The 15,849-nt window shown below is 63.7% G+C and carries 15 protein-coding genes; 9 read left to right on the top strand and 6 right to left on the bottom strand.

Annotation, left to right across the window (positions count from 1 at the left end; genetic code table 11):
* Nucleotide 1 precedes the first annotated feature (1 nt).
* Nucleotides 2–904: a hypothetical protein gene (locus tag PSEMO_RS26930; RefSeq protein ID WP_075805937.1), complete on the bottom strand. Its 903-nt coding sequence runs from the start codon at nucleotides 902–904 to the stop codon at nucleotides 2–4.
* A 217-nt stretch (nucleotides 905–1,121) separates the two neighbouring features.
* Nucleotides 1,122–2,096, bottom strand: a complete 975-nt coding sequence (gene tauA, locus PSEMO_RS26925; protein ID WP_075805936.1) for a taurine ABC transporter substrate-binding protein — start codon at nucleotides 2,094–2,096, stop codon at nucleotides 1,122–1,124.
* Between the two features lie 344 nt (nucleotides 2,097–2,440).
* On the opposite strand from tauA, the gene PSEMO_RS26920 reads away from it, so the two are divergent.
* The 8 genes from PSEMO_RS26920 to PSEMO_RS26885 all read left to right on the top strand — a co-directional run bounded on the left by PSEMO_RS26920 (nucleotide 2,441) and on the right by PSEMO_RS26885 (nucleotide 9,639).
* Nucleotides 2,441–3,769, top strand: coding sequence for an OprD family porin (locus tag PSEMO_RS26920; protein ID WP_075805935.1), 1,329 nt, complete (start codon nucleotides 2,441–2,443; stop codon nucleotides 3,767–3,769).
* 167 nt (nucleotides 3,770–3,936) lie between these two features.
* Nucleotides 3,937–4,575: a peroxiredoxin gene (locus PSEMO_RS26915; protein WP_075805934.1), complete on the top strand. Its 639-nt coding sequence runs from the start codon at nucleotides 3,937–3,939 to the stop codon at nucleotides 4,573–4,575.
* Nucleotides 4,576–4,911: 336 nt separating this feature from the next.
* Nucleotides 4,912–5,505 carry an NADPH-dependent FMN reductase gene (ssuE, locus tag PSEMO_RS26910; protein WP_075805933.1) on the top strand — a complete coding sequence of 198 codons (594 nt, stop codon included), beginning with the start codon at nucleotides 4,912–4,914 and terminating at the stop codon, nucleotides 5,503–5,505.
* Nucleotides 5,506–5,605: 100 nt separating this feature from the next.
* On the top strand, nucleotides 5,606–6,571 hold the full coding sequence (locus PSEMO_RS26905; protein WP_075805932.1) for a sulfonate ABC transporter substrate-binding protein: 966 nt from the start codon (nucleotides 5,606–5,608) through the stop codon (nucleotides 6,569–6,571).
* A 58-nt stretch (nucleotides 6,572–6,629) separates the two neighbouring features.
* A complete protein-coding gene (gene ssuD, locus PSEMO_RS26900) occupies nucleotides 6,630–7,778 on the top strand; it encodes an FMNH2-dependent alkanesulfonate monooxygenase (RefSeq protein ID WP_075805931.1) in 1,149 nt (382 codons plus the stop codon).
* A 10-nt stretch (nucleotides 7,779–7,788) separates the two neighbouring features.
* Nucleotides 7,789–8,586, top strand: coding sequence for an aliphatic sulfonate ABC transporter permease SsuC (gene ssuC / locus PSEMO_RS26895; RefSeq protein ID WP_075805930.1), 798 nt, complete (start codon nucleotides 7,789–7,791; stop codon nucleotides 8,584–8,586).
* On the top strand, nucleotides 8,583–9,395 hold the full coding sequence (ssuB, locus tag PSEMO_RS26890; protein ID WP_075805929.1) for an aliphatic sulfonates ABC transporter ATP-binding protein: 813 nt from the start codon (nucleotides 8,583–8,585) through the stop codon (nucleotides 9,393–9,395). Before ssuC ends, ssuB begins: the two co-directional genes overlap by 4 nt.
* Nucleotides 9,396–9,423: 28 nt before the next feature.
* Nucleotides 9,424–9,639, top strand: a complete 216-nt coding sequence (locus PSEMO_RS26885; protein WP_009400132.1) for a TOBE domain-containing protein — start codon at nucleotides 9,424–9,426, stop codon at nucleotides 9,637–9,639.
* 79 nt (nucleotides 9,640–9,718) lie between these two features.
* Here the strand turns inward: PSEMO_RS26885 and PSEMO_RS26880 are convergent, their stop codons facing one another.
* From PSEMO_RS26880 to PSEMO_RS26865, 4 genes are all read right to left on the bottom strand, one after another.
* Complete coding sequence (locus PSEMO_RS26880) at nucleotides 9,719–10,345, bottom strand: TetR/AcrR family transcriptional regulator (RefSeq protein WP_075805928.1); 627 nt, start codon at nucleotides 10,343–10,345, stop codon at nucleotides 9,719–9,721.
* A 1-nt stretch (nucleotide 10,346) separates the two neighbouring features.
* Nucleotides 10,347–11,930: a glutamate--cysteine ligase gene (gshA, locus tag PSEMO_RS26875; protein WP_075805927.1), complete on the bottom strand. Its 1,584-nt coding sequence runs from the start codon at nucleotides 11,928–11,930 to the stop codon at nucleotides 10,347–10,349.
* A 154-nt stretch (nucleotides 11,931–12,084) separates the two neighbouring features.
* Nucleotides 12,085–12,468 (bottom strand): PaaI family thioesterase, encoded by a 384-nt coding sequence (locus PSEMO_RS26870; RefSeq protein WP_075805926.1) that lies wholly within the window; start codon nucleotides 12,466–12,468, stop codon nucleotides 12,085–12,087.
* Nucleotides 12,468–14,786 carry a Tex family protein gene (locus PSEMO_RS26865; protein ID WP_075805925.1) on the bottom strand — a complete coding sequence of 773 codons (2,319 nt, stop codon included), beginning with the start codon at nucleotides 14,784–14,786 and terminating at the stop codon, nucleotides 12,468–12,470. Before PSEMO_RS26865 ends, PSEMO_RS26870 begins: the two co-directional genes overlap by 1 nt.
* Nucleotides 14,787–15,028: 242 nt before the next feature.
* Between PSEMO_RS26865 and ompR the strand changes: the two genes are divergently transcribed.
* A complete protein-coding gene (gene ompR, locus PSEMO_RS26860; protein ID WP_075805924.1) occupies nucleotides 15,029–15,769 on the top strand; it encodes an osmolarity response regulator transcription factor OmpR in 741 nt (246 codons plus the stop codon).
* Nucleotides 15,770–15,849: the final 80 nt, after the last annotated feature.

Raw genomic sequence — 15,849 nt, 5'->3', positions numbered from 1 at the left:
CTTACTCGCCGCCTTCGATCAGGTGCCCGCTGTGCTTGCCGTGCAGCGCCATGTAATGGGCCAGCTGGCCGATCCGCTGGTCCAGCGCCTGCAACAGGCGCTGGCGGGTTTCGGTGACTTCCTTCTGGTTGAAGAAGCCGGGCTCCTCCAGGTAGATACCGAATAGCCGGTTGAGCTGCTGCGGGCCGTTGATCACGTAGTTGCGCTCGGCGTTGTGGTTATACAGCGCGACCATCTTACCGGTGCGGCTGTCCGCCGGGTGCATGAACACCATGCTGACTCTCTGTCCTGCTCGCAGGCTGAGCGACGAGTCGTGCAGCTTGAAGCACGACTCCTTGCCGTCCTCGTCGTCGCGGATCCAGAACTCGTGCTCCTGCACGCTGGTGGAACTGACCTGCATCGATGACGAACCGCCGCTGATCGAGCCATAACCCTTGTGCAGATAGCCGCTGCCACCGCTGTGGTGGTGGCTGGCGTGCAGTTCGTTGTGGTTGCGCTTCTGGGTATCGAGGACCTCGCCGGTGACCATGAAGAAGCCGAACTGCCGCTCGAAATGGTGGAAGGGTTCCTCGATGAAATTGATATCGCCGGGTTCGAGGGTGATGTCGTACATGGTGCGGATCATCTCGGCGCGGGCCGCCTTGTCGCGCTGGGCCTGCTCGCGGAGGGCGGCGCGGCGCACCTTGGCATCGTCGATGGCCTTGAGTGCCTGGGCCTTGAGTACCGGGGTCTTTTCCTGGGCGTAGGCGGTGGCCTTTTCGCTGGCTTCCTTGAGCATCGGCGCGGCCTTCTGCCCGGCTTCCACCGCCAGCTCCCGCGCCTTGTCCAGCGCCTGGGCGGCCTTGGCCGCCAGCTCCGGATTGGCGTCGATGGCCTTTTTCTTCAAGTCGTCCCAGAGACTCATGCGCGCAGCTCCTTCTTCATGAAAGGCCCGGCCTGGATGCGGGCCGGAAAGTGCTGGCAATTTAACCTGTGGGACGTGCGTCTTGAAGCGCAAGAAGCGAAATCACCTCCATCTGCTGAAGGTTTCGCGGCCCCTGTGGGAGCTGGCTTGCCAGCGATTGCAGTAGTGATACCACCATCGCAATCGCTGGCAAGCCAGCTCCCACAGGGACCGCGTTTTACTGGACGAATTTCGCGCTGACAAAAGGCGCATAGTCCGGCAACACCGTTTCCACCTTGCCCTGCTCCTTGAGGAACTTCGCGGTCTCGGCAATTGCCGCCGGGGTCTGGGCTTGCAGCAGGCCGGCCTGGGCCTGGGCGTCGGGGAAGGCAGAGCCGGCCAGCAATTCAGGCACATCGGCAGGATTGGAACCGGTGAGCCTGGCGATCTTCTGCACCGGCACCGAATCCGCCGTCCATTGCGCCTTGTTCGCCGTGTAGTCGGCGAAGGATTGCAGGGTCACCCTGGCGAACTTCGCGACCACGTCCGGGTGCTTCTCGGCGAAGTCCTTGCGCGCCACCCAGACCTCGAAGGTCGGCGCGCCCCAGCCGCCCACTTCGGCGGCATCGGTGAGGGTCTTGCCGGTCTTGCGGATCTCGCCCAATGCCGGCGACCAGACGAAGGCGCCATCGATATCCCCACGCTTCCACGCCGCGGCGATTTCTGCAGGCTGCAGGTTCACCACCTTCACCTGACGCGTATCCAGCCCCCAATGCTTGAGGGCACCGAGCAGGCTGTAGTGGGAGGTGGAGACGAAGGGCGTGGCGATGGTCTTGCCGATCAGGTCCTGCGGGCTGTTGATGCCGCTGCCATTGCGCACCACCAGCGCCTCGGCGGCGTTGATCTGCGCCGAGACGATAAAGGCCACGATCGGCAGCTTGCGCGACGCGGCAGCCGCCAGCGGGCTGGAACCGAGGTTGCCGATCTGCACGTCGCCGGAAGCGATGGCGGTGACCACTTCCGGGCCGCTGTTGAAGCGGCGCCAGTCGATCTTCTCACCGATCGCCTGCTCATAGGCGCCATCGGCCTGGGGCACCTTGCTCGGGTCGATCCCGGTCTGGTAGCCCACGGTGAGACCGGCGGCATGGCTGACCAGGGTCAAGCCGGACAGGGCCAGGGCAGTGAATAATTTCAGCGAACGTGACGGTTTCATGACGGCCAATTCCGGGGCTGGGGACAGGCCATAAATCTAAATGATCTAAAAAATTGTCAAAAAATACTTTTTTGGCATTAGCTTATGTGCTGAAACGTTTGTGAAAATTTTGTTGGATATGTCAAAAAAATCTGAAAAAGACACAAATAATTCTTTTTAGATTTATCAAATTGTAATTATGCTTCGACCCCACCGCGGCGCATTAGACCAAAGTCTTGAAACGACTGGTTACGATTGACTGGATGGTCATCCATTGGTGCTAATCGCCCATCGACAGCGAGCCGGGCAACAAGACCCAGCCGTTACGAACCACAAGAATTAGAAACGAGAGGAGCAATGCATTTATGAAGAAGTCGACCCTGACTCTTGCCGTGGCCCTTGGGGTACTGGCCCAGCAAGCAGGCGCTGCCGGTTTTATCGAAGACAGCAAGGCTACGTTGAAGCTGCGTAACTTCTATATCAACCAAGACAACCGTAACCACGGTGGTTCCGCCACTCAGCCGAACTACACCGAAGAATGGGGCCAAGGCTTCCAGCTGGATTACTCCTCGGGCTTCACCGAAGGCACCGTCGGCTTTGGTGTTGACGCGATCGGCCTGCTCGGTGTTCGTCTTGATTCCGGCAAAGGCCGTCACGGCAACCGCGATAGCTCCGCTCTTGGCGGCCTGGTCTTCCCGACCGATAGCGACGGCCGCGCCGTAAACGACTTCTCCAGCCTGGGCCTCACCGCCAAGGTGAAGATTTCCCAGACCGAACTGCGCTACGGCACCCTGCTGCCGAAGAACCCGGTCATTTCATACAACGACGGTCGTCTGGTTCCACAAACCTTCGAAGGCGGCCAGATCGTCTCGAACGAGATCAAGGACCTGACGCTGACTGCCGGTCAGATCGAGCACGTCAAGGGCCGTAACTCTTCGAACAACGAAGAGCTGTCCATCGCGGGTGCCAACAACGCACGCACCGGCAAGTTCAGCAACCAGTTCCGCTATGGCGGCGCCGACTACAAGGTCACCAAGGATCTGCTGCTGCAGTACTACTACGGCGGCCTGGAAGACTTCTACAACCAGCATTTCCTGGGCGCAGTACACAACTGGGCTATCGGCCCGGGCGTGCTGAAGTCCGACTTCCGCTACTTCCACAGCACCGATGACGGCAAGAACGGCGATACTACCGCTTACTACACCACCGGCTGGTACGGCAACACCAACAAGGGCAAAGTCGACAACGATCTCTATAGCGCCCTGTTCCTGTATACCGTTGCCGGTCACACCTTCGGTGGCGGCTACCAGGTCAGCAACGGCGACAGCGACTTCCCTTGGCTGAACCAGGGTGACGGCTCGTCCAACTACACCATCACTGACATGCAGATCCAGAAGTTCGGCCGTGCCGGTGAGCGTACCTGGCAGGCTCGCTACTCCTACGATTTCGCCAAGGTCGGCGTAGCTGGCCTGACTGCCGGTGTGGTTTACCTGAAAGGTGACAACATCGACGCAGCCATTGGCGACCGCACCGAGTGGGAACGCGACATCACCGTGGCCTACGTGGTACCGGAAGGTCCGCTGAAGAACTTCGGCGTGATGTGGAAGAACGCCATGTGGCGCTCTGACATTGCCAACCAGAAAGACCAGGACGAAAATCGCCTGATCCTCAGCTACTCCATCCCGCTGCTGTAACCCGCCGCGAGATACCCAGCGCCCGCCCGGCTTCGTGCCGCGCGGGCGTTGTTTTGTCCGTTATTTGTTATTCGTTTTACATCTAAATAAATCAATATTTATTCTTTTTAATTTCACCGGTCCACAGGCACAGTTGAACCATCAACGAACAGCCAAGGACCCGCACCATGAGCCTCAGACTCGGCGATATCGCCCCCGACTTCGAACAGGATTCCAGCGCCGGCAAGATCCGCTTCCACGAGTGGCTCGGTGACAGTTGGGGCGTGCTGTTCTCGCACCCGGCCGACTTCACCCCGGTGTGCACCACCGAGCTGGGCTTCACCGCCAAGCTGAAAGGGCAATTCGCCGAGCGCGGCGTGAAGGCCATCGCCCTCTCCGTGGACCCGGTGGACTCCCATCACCGCTGGATCGAGGACATCAACGAAACCCAGGACACCACGGTCAACTTCCCGATCCTGGCCGATGCCGATCGCAAGGTCTCCGACCTGTACGACCTGATCCACCCGAATGCCAACGACACCCTCACTGTGCGCTCTCTGTTCGTGATCGACCCGAACAAGAAGATCCGCCTGACCATCACCTATCCGGCCAGCACCGGGCGCAACTTCCACGAGATCCTGCGGGTGATCGACTCGTTGCAGCTCACCGACAGCCACAAGGTGGCGACCCCGGCCAACTGGCAGGACGGTGACGAGGTGGTGATCGTGCCGTCGCTGAAGGACGAGGAAGAGATCAAGCGCCGCTTTCCGAAGGGCTACCGGGCGGTCAAGCCGTATCTGCGCCTGACCCCGCAGCCGAATCGTTGAATCTGTTTTAGCCATCGCAGGGATTTTCGGGCCGTTTCGACGGCCCTTTTTTTTGCCTGCAATTCCACCCTCTCGAAACCTGTGGAGAACCCTGTGGGAGCTGGCTTGCCAGCGATAGGGCCCGACCGGACAGCATCATTGCCCATGCCGGCCTCATCGCTGGCAAGCCAGCTCCCACAGGAGTTCTCCACAGGCCCAAAGTCATATCTCCAATTCATATAAACAAATGAAAAAATATGATTTCTAGATATATGCAACCACCTGTTAATGTCACCCCATTCCAGCGAGCCACCTAACTCGCGGGCCCTTTCGAACAGCTCCAAGGATGCGCATTCAATGTTGGTCGTTTCTATTGGTGGAAGTCCCAGCCTGCGTTCACGCTCCGGCGTGCTGCTCGAACGCGCACGCGACTGGCTGCAAGGCCAGGGCGTCGAGGTGGTGACTTTCCAGGTGCGGGACTTCCCGGCCGAAGATCTGCTGCATGCCCGTTTCGACAGCCCTCAGGTCCAGCATTTCCAGCAACTGGTGGAACAGGCCGATGGCTTGATCGTCGCCACCCCGGTGTACAAGGCGTCCTTCGCCGGCGCCCTGAAGACCCTGCTCGATCTGCTGCCCGAGCGCGCCCTGAATCACAAGGTGGTGCTGCCCATCGCTACCGGCGGCAGCATCGCCCATATGCTGGCGGTGGACTACGCCCTGAAACCGGTACTCTCGGCCCTGAAGGCGCAGGAGACCCTGCAAGGGATCTTCGCCGACGACAGCCAGATCACCTACGGCCAGGGCCATGTCCCGGCGCACCTGGCGCCCGCCCTGGAGCAGCGCCTGAACGAATCGCTCGAACTGTTCCACAGCGCCCTGGCCCGCCGCCCGAAACCCCTGGCGCCCGGCCTGCTCAACGAACGCCTGATCAGTGCCCGCTGGAGCATCTGATCCCCTAGCCACCGTTTCATCGCGTTACCCCCACCTTACTGGCCCGACAACGAGGCAAGCAGGTGCAGCCCGAACCCCAACACTGCAAAAGGAGAGCGCTATGCGCACTGTCGTTTTGCGTCGTGGTCTGGCCGCTCTGTTCGCTGCGGCTGTTACCTTCGGCGCCATCACCCAAGCCCAGGCCGAGACCCTGCGTATCGGCTACCAGAAGTACGGCACCCTGGTTCTGCTCAAGGCCAAGGGCAGCCTGGAAAAACGCCTCGCCGCCCAGGGCGTGCAAGTGCAATGGACTGAATTCCCCGGCGGCCCGCAGCTGCTGGAAGGCCTCAACGTCGGCTCCATCGATTTCGGCGTGACCGGCGAAACCCCACCCGTGTTCGCCCAGGCCGCCGGCGCCGACCTGCTCTACGTCGCCTACGAGCCACCAGCCCCGCACAGCGAAGCGATCCTCGTGCCGAAGGGCTCGTCGATCCAGTCGGTCAAGGAACTGAAGGGCAAGAAGGTCGCCCTGAACAAGGGCTCCAACGTGCATTACCTGCTGGTCCGCGCCCTCGAGGACGCCGGCCTGAAGTACAGCGATATCCAGCCGGTGTTCCTGCCGCCCGCCGATGCCCGCGCCGCCTTCGAGCGTGGCAGCGTCGATGCCTGGGTGATCTGGGACCCGTACCAGGCCGCCGCCGAGCAACAGCTCCAGGCCCGCACCCTGCGCGATGGCCAGGGCATCGTCGATAACCACCAGTTCTACCTGGCGACCAAGCCCTATACGCAAAAACACCCGGAAGTGATCAGCACGCTGATCGAAGAAGTCCGCGCTGTCGGTGAATGGTCCCAGGCCAACCCGCAGGAAGTGACCGACCAGGTCGCGCCGCTGCTCGGCCTGCCCGCCGACATCACCCTGACCTCGGTCAAGCGCCAGGGCTACGGTGCCGGCTTCCTGACCCCGGAAGTGGTCGCCGCGCAACAGAAGATCGCCGACACCTTCACCGCCCTGAAGCTGATTCCCAAGCCGCTGAGCATCAAGGACGTGATCTGGACGCCACCGGCCAAGGTCGCCACCGCGCCTTGACGTTTTGCCTGCGCCGGGGCGCCGCCCCGGTCTGAGCCACCCTTAGGAGACAACTCCAATGAGCCTCAACATTTTCTGGTTTCTTCCGACCCATGGCGACGGCCATTACCTTGGCACCGCCGAAGGGGCTCGCGCCGTCGATCACGGTTACCTGCAGCAGGTGGCACAGGCGGCCGACCGTCTTGGCTTCGGCGGCGTGCTGATCCCGACCGGGCGCTCCTGCGAGGACTCCTGGCTGGTGGCCGCGTCGCTGATCCCGGTGACCCAGCGCCTGAAGTTCCTGGTCGCCCTGCGCCCGGGGATCATCTCGCCGACCGTGGCAGCGCGCCAGGCCGCGACCCTAGACCGGCTTTCCGGCGGGCGGGCGCTATTTAACCTGGTGACCGGTGGCGACCCTGACGAACTGTCCGGCGACGGCCTGTTCCTCAGCCATGAAGAGCGTTACCAGGCCTCGGTGGAATTCACCCGCATCTGGCGTCGGGTACTGGAAGGCGAGACCGTCGACTACGACGGCAAGCACATCACGGTGAAGGGCGCCAAGCTGCTTTATCCGCCGATCCAGCAACCGCGTCCGCCGCTGTATTTCGGTGGTTCGTCCGATGCCGCCCAGGACCTCGCCGCCGAGCAGGTCGAGCTGTACCTGACCTGGGGCGAACCGCCGAGCGCGGTGGCCGAGAAGATCGCGGAAGTCCGCGAGAAAGCCGCCAAACTGGGCCGCACCGTACGCTTCGGCATCCGCCTGCACGTGATCGTCCGCGAAACCAACGACGAAGCCTGGAAAGCCGCCGAGCGCCTGATCTCCCATCTGGACGACGACACCATCGCCCGTGCCCAGGCCTCCCTGGCGCGCTTCGATTCGGTCGGCCAGCAACGCATGGCTGCCCTGCACGGCGGCAACCGCGACAACCTGGAAGTCAGCCCGAACCTGTGGGCCGGCGTCGGCCTGGTGCGTGGCGGCGCCGGTACCGCGCTGGTCGGCGATGGCCCGACCGTGGCGGCGCGGGTCAAGGAATACGCCGAGCTGGGCATCGACACCTTCATTTTCTCCGGCTACCCGCACCTGGAAGAGTCGTACCGGGTCGCCGAGCTGCTGTTCCCGCACCTGGATGTCGAGCGTCCGGCCCTGCCGCAGGAGCGTGGCTATGTCAGCCCGTTCGGCGAAATGGTGGCCAACGACATCCTGCCCAAAGCCGCGGCGCAGCGCTGAGGATCACGCCATGAGTCGTTCTTCTTCCAACTCCTGGGTCCAGCGCCTCGCGCCCTGGGCACTGCCGGTGGCCTTGCTGGCGATCTGGCAACTGGCGGTCAGCGCCGGTTGGCTGTCGACGCGCATCCTGCCGGCGCCGAGCGCAGTGATCGAGGCCGGCGTCGAGCTGGTGCGCAGCGGCGAAATCTGGACCCACCTGGCGATCAGTGGCTGGCGTGCCGGCCTGGGCTTCCTGATCGGTGGCAGCATCGGCCTGGCCCTGGGCTTTATCACCGGTCTTTCGCGCTGGGGTGAGCGCCTGCTGGACAGCTCGGTGCAGATGATCCGCAACGTGCCGCACCTGGCGCTGATCCCGCTGGTGATCCTGTGGTTCGGCATCGACGAGTCGGCGAAGATCTTCCTGGTCGCCCTCGGCACCCTGTTCCCGATCTACCTGAACACCTACCACGGCATCCGCAACGTCGATCCGGCCCTGGTGGAAATGGCGCGCAGCTACGGCCTCAGCGGCTTCGGCCTGTTCCGCCAGGTGATCCTGCCAGGTGCGCTGCCGTCGATCCTGGTCGGTGTGCGCTTTGCCCTTGGCTTCATGTGGCTGACCCTGATCGTCGCCGAAACCATCTCGGCCAACTCCGGCATCGGCTACCTGGCGATGAACGCCCGGGAGTTCCTGCAGACCGACGTGGTGGTGCTGGCGATCGTGCTCTATGCGGTGCTCGGCAAGCTCGCCGACCTCGCTGCCCGTGGCCTGGAGCGTGTCTGGCTGCGCTGGCACCCGGCCTATCAAGTGAGCAAGGGAGACCGCGCATGACCGTTCTCAAGGAACAGCCGCCGCGCCTGCTGCGTGGTATCCCGCTGGCGGTACAGAAGGTGGAAAAGACCTTCGGCCAACGCAAGGTCCTGCGCAATATCGACCTGCATATCCCGGCCGGTCAGTTCGTCGCCATCGTCGGCCGCAGTGGTTGCGGCAAGAGCACCCTGCTGCGCCTGCTGGCCGGTCTCGACCAGCCCACTGGCGGTGAATTGCTGGCCGGCAGCGCGCCGCTGGCCGACGCCCGTGAAGACACCCGCCTGATGTTCCAGGAAGCGCGCCTGCTGCCGTGGAAGCGGGTGATCGACAACGTCGGCCTGGGCCTCGAAGGCAACTGGCAGGAGCGCGCGAAACAGGCGCTGGAAGCGGTGGGCCTGGCCGACCGCGCCAATGAATGGCCGGCGGCGTTGTCCGGTGGGCAAAAGCAGCGCGTGGCCCTGGCCCGCGCCCTGATCCACCAGCCGCGCCTGCTGCTGCTCGACGAACCGCTGGGAGCGCTGGATGCCCTGACCCGGATCGAAATGCAGCAACTGATCGAAGACCTCTGGCGCAAGCACGGCTTCACCGTGCTGCTGGTGACCCACGACGTCAGCGAAGCGGTAGCGGTCGCCGACCGGGTGATCCTGATCGAGGACGGCGAAATCGGCCTCGACTTGCACGTGGACCTGCCGCGACCGCGGGTGCGGGGTTCGCACCGCCTGGCGGCGCTGGAAACCCAAGTACTCAACCGTGTTCTCTCGGTCCCTGGCACCCCGCCCGGGCCCGAACCCGTAGCACCTTTGCCTACGCAACTGCGCTGGGCTCATTGACCTCAGAACCTACGAAGGAAGCAAGCAGATGACTATCAAAGCGATCAACGTGCGTAACCAGTTCAAAGGCACCGTGAAAGAAATCCTGGAAGGTCCGGTACTGTCGGAAATCGACGTGCAGACCGCCTCGGGCATCGTCACCTCGGTGATCACCACCCGTTCGGTCAAGGAGCTGGAGCTGACCATCGGCAGCGAGGTGATTGCCTTCGTGAAATCGACCGAGGTTTCCATCGCGAAACTGTGAAACCCCAATCGCTGGCAAGCCAGCTCCCACAGGTCCGGTGTACGCCGACCCTGTGGGAGCTGGCTTGCCAGCGATGCTTTTAGATTTTGGGCAGGAACGGCGGCAGATACAGCCCCACATACGCCTCGAACACCCGCATCCCCTCCTCCGCCATCCGCGGGGTGATCTCCCCGTGCAGCTGCACCGAACGGGCATACACCCGGTCGCTCAGCTCCATCGCCAGGGCAAACACATCCACATCACGGGGCAGCTCCGGCAAGCGGAAATGCTGCTCGAACAGCTTGTGCATCAGGTCCCCCAGCTCGATATCGTGCTGGCGGTCAGCCTGGGTCACTTCGCTCAAGCCATGCTGGGCCAGAATCAACTGCCGGGCGGCAGCGTCCTGTTGATAGATCTCCAGCATCCGCGTTTCCACCAGCCGCGACAGGTCCCGCCAGCTACCCAGGCGCTGGGTATCGATAGGCTCCTGAAGGCAGGCACGGAAGGCGCTGTGCACATCCGCCGTCAGCGCTTCGAGCAAGGCCGGAACGCTGGCGAAGAAGTGATAGACCGAAGACGGCGGGATCTGCGCGCGCTCGGCGACGCTGTAGATCGACAGGCTGGCCACGCCCTCGCTGGCCAGCAGGGTGCGGGCCGCGTCGAGGATCGAGTCGATCCGCGCCTGGCTGCGGGCGCGGGGTTTGCGAGGGGTGGTGCCGCGGCTCATATCAGTTGCTGATCGCCAGGATGCTGGCCTGGTAAGCGCCAACGAACAGGTCGAAATCACCGACCTCCTGCTGCTCCAGACGGGCCTGCTCTTCCAGCGAGGCACGGGCCAGGGTTTCGAAACGCGCCTGCTCTTCAGCCGGCAGCGGCTCCTTGCGCAGGTAGTCGGCATGCAGCTGGCTCTGGCGCAGGGCGAAGGCGGCGAAGCTTTCCTGGTGCGCAGTCATGCTGGCGAGGACCTGGGCCGACGGGGTCAGCGCCGGGTCGTCGACCTTGGCCGCCTGGGTGGCGAGGGCACGGGCGTGCTCGTCGCTGCCCTGGCTGCGGTCGAGCAGCTCGGCCAGCGGGGCGATGCGCGCCAGCAGTTCGGACGCCCAGGTCTTCAGCTCGACCGGCTGGCCGTTGCGCTGCAGCTCCAGGCCCGGGCGCCGGCCTTCCTTGACCACCTTGAGGAAGTTGTCGGTGCACTGGCCACACTCGCCGTTTTCCAGCAGCGGGCTGTCTTCCAGGGCACAGAACAGCAGGAAGGCGTCGAGGAAGCGCGCCTGCGGCAGGTCGATACCGGTCGGCAGGAACGGGTTGATGTCCAGGCAGCGTACTTCGATGTACTGGATGCCCCGGGCCACCAGGGCCTGGATCGGCCGCTCGCCGGTATAGGTGACGCGCTTCGGGCGGATGTTCGAGTAGTACTCGTTCTCGATCTGCAGGATGTTGGTGTTGAGCTGGACCCACTCGCCATCCTTGTGCGTGCCGACCTCGACATACGGCGCGTAGGGCGTAGCCACGGCGCGACGCAGGCTGTCGGTGTAGCTGGTGAGGTCGTTGTAGCACGGGGTCAGGCCGGCCTGGGCGTTGCTCTGGTAGCCCAGGTCGCTCATGCGCAGGCTGGTGGCCCAGGGCAGGAACAGGGTGTCGGCGTCGAACGACTCGAGCTGGTGCGGACGACTACGCAGGAATCCGGCGTCCAGTGCCGGCGAGGCCCCGAACAGGTACATCAGCAGCCAGCTGTAGCGGCGGAAGTTACGGATCAGGGCGATATAGGCCGACGACTGGTAGTCCCGGTCGTCAGCGCTGCCGCCTTCGGCGTCACGCAGCAGCGTCCAGAGCGATTCCGGCAGCGAGAAATTGTAGTGGATACCGGCGATGCACTGCATGGTGCGGCCGTAGCGCAGGGCCAGGCCCTTGCGGTAGACGTACTTGAGCTGACCGATGTTCGAGGTGCCGTACCAGGCGATCGGGATATCCTCTTCCGCCGGCAGCGGGCAGGGCATCGACGGGCTCCACAGGTACTCGCTGCCCAGCTGGCTGACGGCGAAGCGGTGGATGTTCTCCAGGCTTTCGAGGGTCTGCGCCGGGTCGGCCAGCGCCGGGGTGATGAACTCCAGCAGCGACTCGGAATAGTCGGTGGTGATGGATTCGTGGGTCAGCGCCGAGCCCAGGGCCTCGGGGTGCGGTGTCTGGGCCAGGCGACCGTCCGCGGTCACGCGCAGGCATTCACGCTCGATGCCGTGCAGGCACTGCTTGAGCAGGGAGAGGTTGTCGCCTTGGCCAAGCAGGCTCAGGCGGCGGTTGAGAAGTTCGCTCAAGATGGATTCCTTCACACATCAGTCGCCCCGATATGGGGGTGGAAATGACGGTCTACAAGGGTGGACAGGAGGAACTGGCGTTGTCGCCTGGTTTTCGCAGGGAATCGGCAGCGCCCAGCGCACTGCCGAAAGTACCGCAGATGGCCTTTTGCGGCTAGAGCGCCGCGAACGTGCCTTGAGCCTTGGCGACGAGTTTGTCGCCCTGGAATACGTCGGCGTCCAGGACAAGCGTGCGTCTTCCCGCGTGGAGAACGCGGGCGATACACAGGACTTCACCTTCGCTGACCGCACGAACGTAGTTGATCTTGCACTCCAGGGTGACACTGCGCCGGTCGAAGCCGTGGCTGCTGGAGCAGGCCAGGCCCATGGCGATGTCCACCAGGCTGAAGATCGCTCCGCCATGCAGGAAGCCGCCGCGGTTGCGCAGGTGCGGCTCCAGGGCCAGGGCCACCTCGGCAACGCCTTCTTCAAGGCGTTGCAGACGGCAGCCCAGCAACTGGCTGAAGGCGCTCTGGACGATGTCTTCAGGCGCGTCCATCACTTCTTCTTCAGCTGCTTGGCGTTGGCGAACAGCGAGGCCATGGCGTTGTTGGCCGGTGGCGGGGTTTCCTTGATCCGCGCCGGCGCGCCTTGCTGGCGACCTCCCGAACCCTGGCGACCGCCACGGGCGCCCTCGACCTTCTCGCCCGGGGTATCGCTCATGCGCATGGACAGGCCGACGCGCTTGCGCGGGATGTCCACTTCCATGACCTTGACCTTGACCACGTCACCGGCCTTGACCGCTTCGCGCGGGTCCTTGATGAACTTCTCGGACAGCGCCGAGATGTGCACCAGGCCGTCCTGGTGTACGCCGATATCGACGAAGGCACCGAAGTTGGTGACGTTGGTCACCACGCCTTCGAGGACCATCCCCGGCTCCAGGTCCTTGAGGTCTTCGACGCCTTCCTGGAACTCGGCGGTCTTGAACTCCGGACGCGGGTCGCGGCCCGGCTTGTCCAGTTCCTGGAGGATGTCGGTGACGGTCGGCAGGCCGAAGGTCTCGTCGGTGAATTTCTTCGGGTCGAGACGCTTGAGGAAGCCGCTGTCGCCGATCAGCGAGCGGATATCACGGTCGGTGTCGGCGGCGATGCGCTGCACCAGCGGGTAGGCTTCCGGGTGGACCGCCGAGGCGTCCAGCGGGTTGTCGCCGTTCATCACGCGGAGGAAGCCGGCGGCCTGTTCGAAGGTCTTCTCGCCAAGGCGGCTGACTTTCTTCAGCGCGGCGCGGGTCTTGAAGGCGCCGTTGGCGTCACGGTGGCTGACGATGTTCTGCGCCAGGGTCGCGTTGAGGCCGGAAATGCGCGCCAGCAGGGCCACGGAGGCGGTGTTGACGTCGACGCCGACGGCGTTCACGCAGTCCTCGACCACGGCGTCCAGGCCACGGGCCAGCTTGAGCTGGGAAACGTCGTGCTGGTACTGGCCGACACCGATGGATTTCGGATCGATCTTCACCAGCTCGGCCAGCGGATCCTGCAGGCGACGGGCGATGGACACGGCGCCACGGATCGACACGTCCAGGTCCGGGAATTCGCGGGCGGCCAGTTCGGACGCGGAGTACACCGAAGCGCCGGCCTCGGAGACCATGACCTTGGTGACTTTCAGCGCTGGATATTTTTTGACCAGCTCGGCGATCAGCTTGTCGGATTCACGGCTGGCGGTGCCGTTGCCGATGGCTACCAGTTCCACCGAGTGCTTGGCACACAGGGCGGCAAGGACGGCGAGGGTGCGGTCCCAGTCGTTCTTCGGCGCGTGCGGGTAGACCGTGGTGTAGTCCAGCAGCTTGCCGGTGGCATCCACCACCGCGACCTTGCAGCCGGTACGCAGGCCCGGGTCGAAGCCCAGGGTCGCACGCGGGCCGGCCGGAGCGGCCAGCAGCAGGTCGTGCAGGTTGTGGGCGAAGACGTTGATCGCCTCGCCTTCGGCGTTGTCGCGCAGCTCGCCGAACAGGTCGGTTTCCAGGTGGCTGTAGAGCTTGACCTTCCAGGTCCAGCGCACCACCTCGGCCAGCCATTTGTCGGCCGGACGGCCCTGGTTGGCCAGGCCGAAACGCTCGGCGATCATCAGTTCGCACGGGTGCAGGGTGCCCGGCAGCTCTTCGCCGACCTTCAGCGAGGCGGACAGCACGCCTTCGTTGCGCCCGCGGAAGATCGCCAGGGCGCGGTGCGACGGCACGCCTTTGAGTTGTTCATCGTGTTCGAAGTAGTCGCGGAACTTGGCGCCTTCCTCTTCCTTGCCGGCCACCAGGCGGGCGGACAGGGTGGCTTCCTGGGTCAGGAAGTTGCGCAGCTTGTCCAGCAGGGCAGCGTCTTCGGCGAAGCGCTCCATGAGGATGTACTTGGCGCCTTCCAGCGCGGCCTTGACGTCGGCGACGCCTTTTTCCGCATCGACAAAACGCACGGCTTCGGCTTCAGGGTTCAGTTGCGGATCACCCAGCAGACCGTCGGCCAGCTCGCCGAGGCCGGCTTCCAGGGCGATCTGGCCCTTGGTGCGGCGCTTCTGCTTGTACGGGAGGTAAAGGTCTTCGAGGCGGGTCTTGGTGTCGGCGAGCTTGATTTCCCGGGCCAGTTCCGGAGTCAGCTTGCCCTGCTCCTCGATGCTGGCGAGGATGCTGGCGCGGCGATCGTCGAGTTCGCGCAGGTAGCGCAGGCGCTCTTCGAGGTTCCGCAACTGGGTGTCATCCAGGCTGCCGGTCACTTCTTTGCGGTAACGGGCGATAAAAGGCACCGTGGAGCCTTCATCAAGTAGAGCCACGGCCGCCTCGACCTGTTGCGGGCGGACGCCGAGTTCTTCGGCGATGCGGCTGTTGATGCTGTCCATAAAACCACCTGACAAATTGTGAATGCTTGGGCCGCGGGGGCCGGCGCCAGAGGCGTCGGGGCAAGGCGGCGCTCGGTGAAAAGCGGCGCATTATACCCAGCGCACAAGGCTTGCGGTGATAGCGGCTGGCCAGCCTGACGGACCATTCCACTGGCACACGAGGAAAAATCTGCTAACAATGAGCTCGGCACCCGCAAATGGCGGCTAAGCCATAATGCGCGCCGAGATTAAAGGAGCTACCCATGAGCAGCACTGCACAAACCGCCGACGGCGAAAAAATCCTCATCGTCGACGACGACCCGGGCCTGAGCAGCCTTCTCGAGCGTTTCTTCACCAGCAAAGGCTACCGCGCACGGGCAGTACCCAACGTGGAACAGATGGACCGCCTGCTGTCTCGCGAAGTCTTCAACCTGGTCGTCCTCGACCTGATGCTGCCGGGCGAGGACGGTCTTTCCGCCTGCCGCCGCCTGCGCGCGTCGAACAACCAGATCCCGATCATCATGCTCACCGCCAAGGGCGACGAGCTGAGCCGGATCAAGGGCCTGGAGCTGGGCGCCGACGATTACCTGGCCAAGCCGTTCAACCCGGACGAACTGGTCGCACGGGTCAAGGCCGTACTGCGTCGCCAGGCACCACCGGTACCGGGCGCACCGGGCAGCGAGGACGAAACCGTCACCTTCGGCGACTACGAGCTGTCCCTGGCCACCCGCGAGCTCAAGCGTGGTGACGAAGTGCACATGCTCACCACCGGCGAGTTCGCCGTGCTCAAGGCGCTGGTCATGCATGCCCGCGAGCCGCTGACCCGCGACAAGCTGATGAACCTGGCCCGTGGCCGCGAGTGGGATGCACTGGAGCGCTCCATCGACGTGCAGATTTCCCGCCTGCGCCGGATGATCGAGCCCGACCCGTCGAAACCGCGCTATATCCAGACTGTCTGGGGCGTGGGCTACGTGTTCGTGCCGGATGGCAATGCCGGCAAGTGATCCAGTTGTTTCGCAATGAGTCATCACCAGCAGGGCCGCCGCAGGGTTGCCCTGCTTTTGCTTGCAACAACACCCGCCAC

The sequence above is a fragment of the Pseudomonas putida genome (genome assembly GCF_001941965.1).
GTDB classification, from domain to species: domain Bacteria; phylum Pseudomonadota; class Gammaproteobacteria; order Pseudomonadales; family Pseudomonadaceae; genus Aquipseudomonas; species Aquipseudomonas putida_L.
The sequence above is the reverse complement of the archived record's forward strand: the minus strand, read 5'-3'. Positions and strand labels throughout refer to the sequence as shown.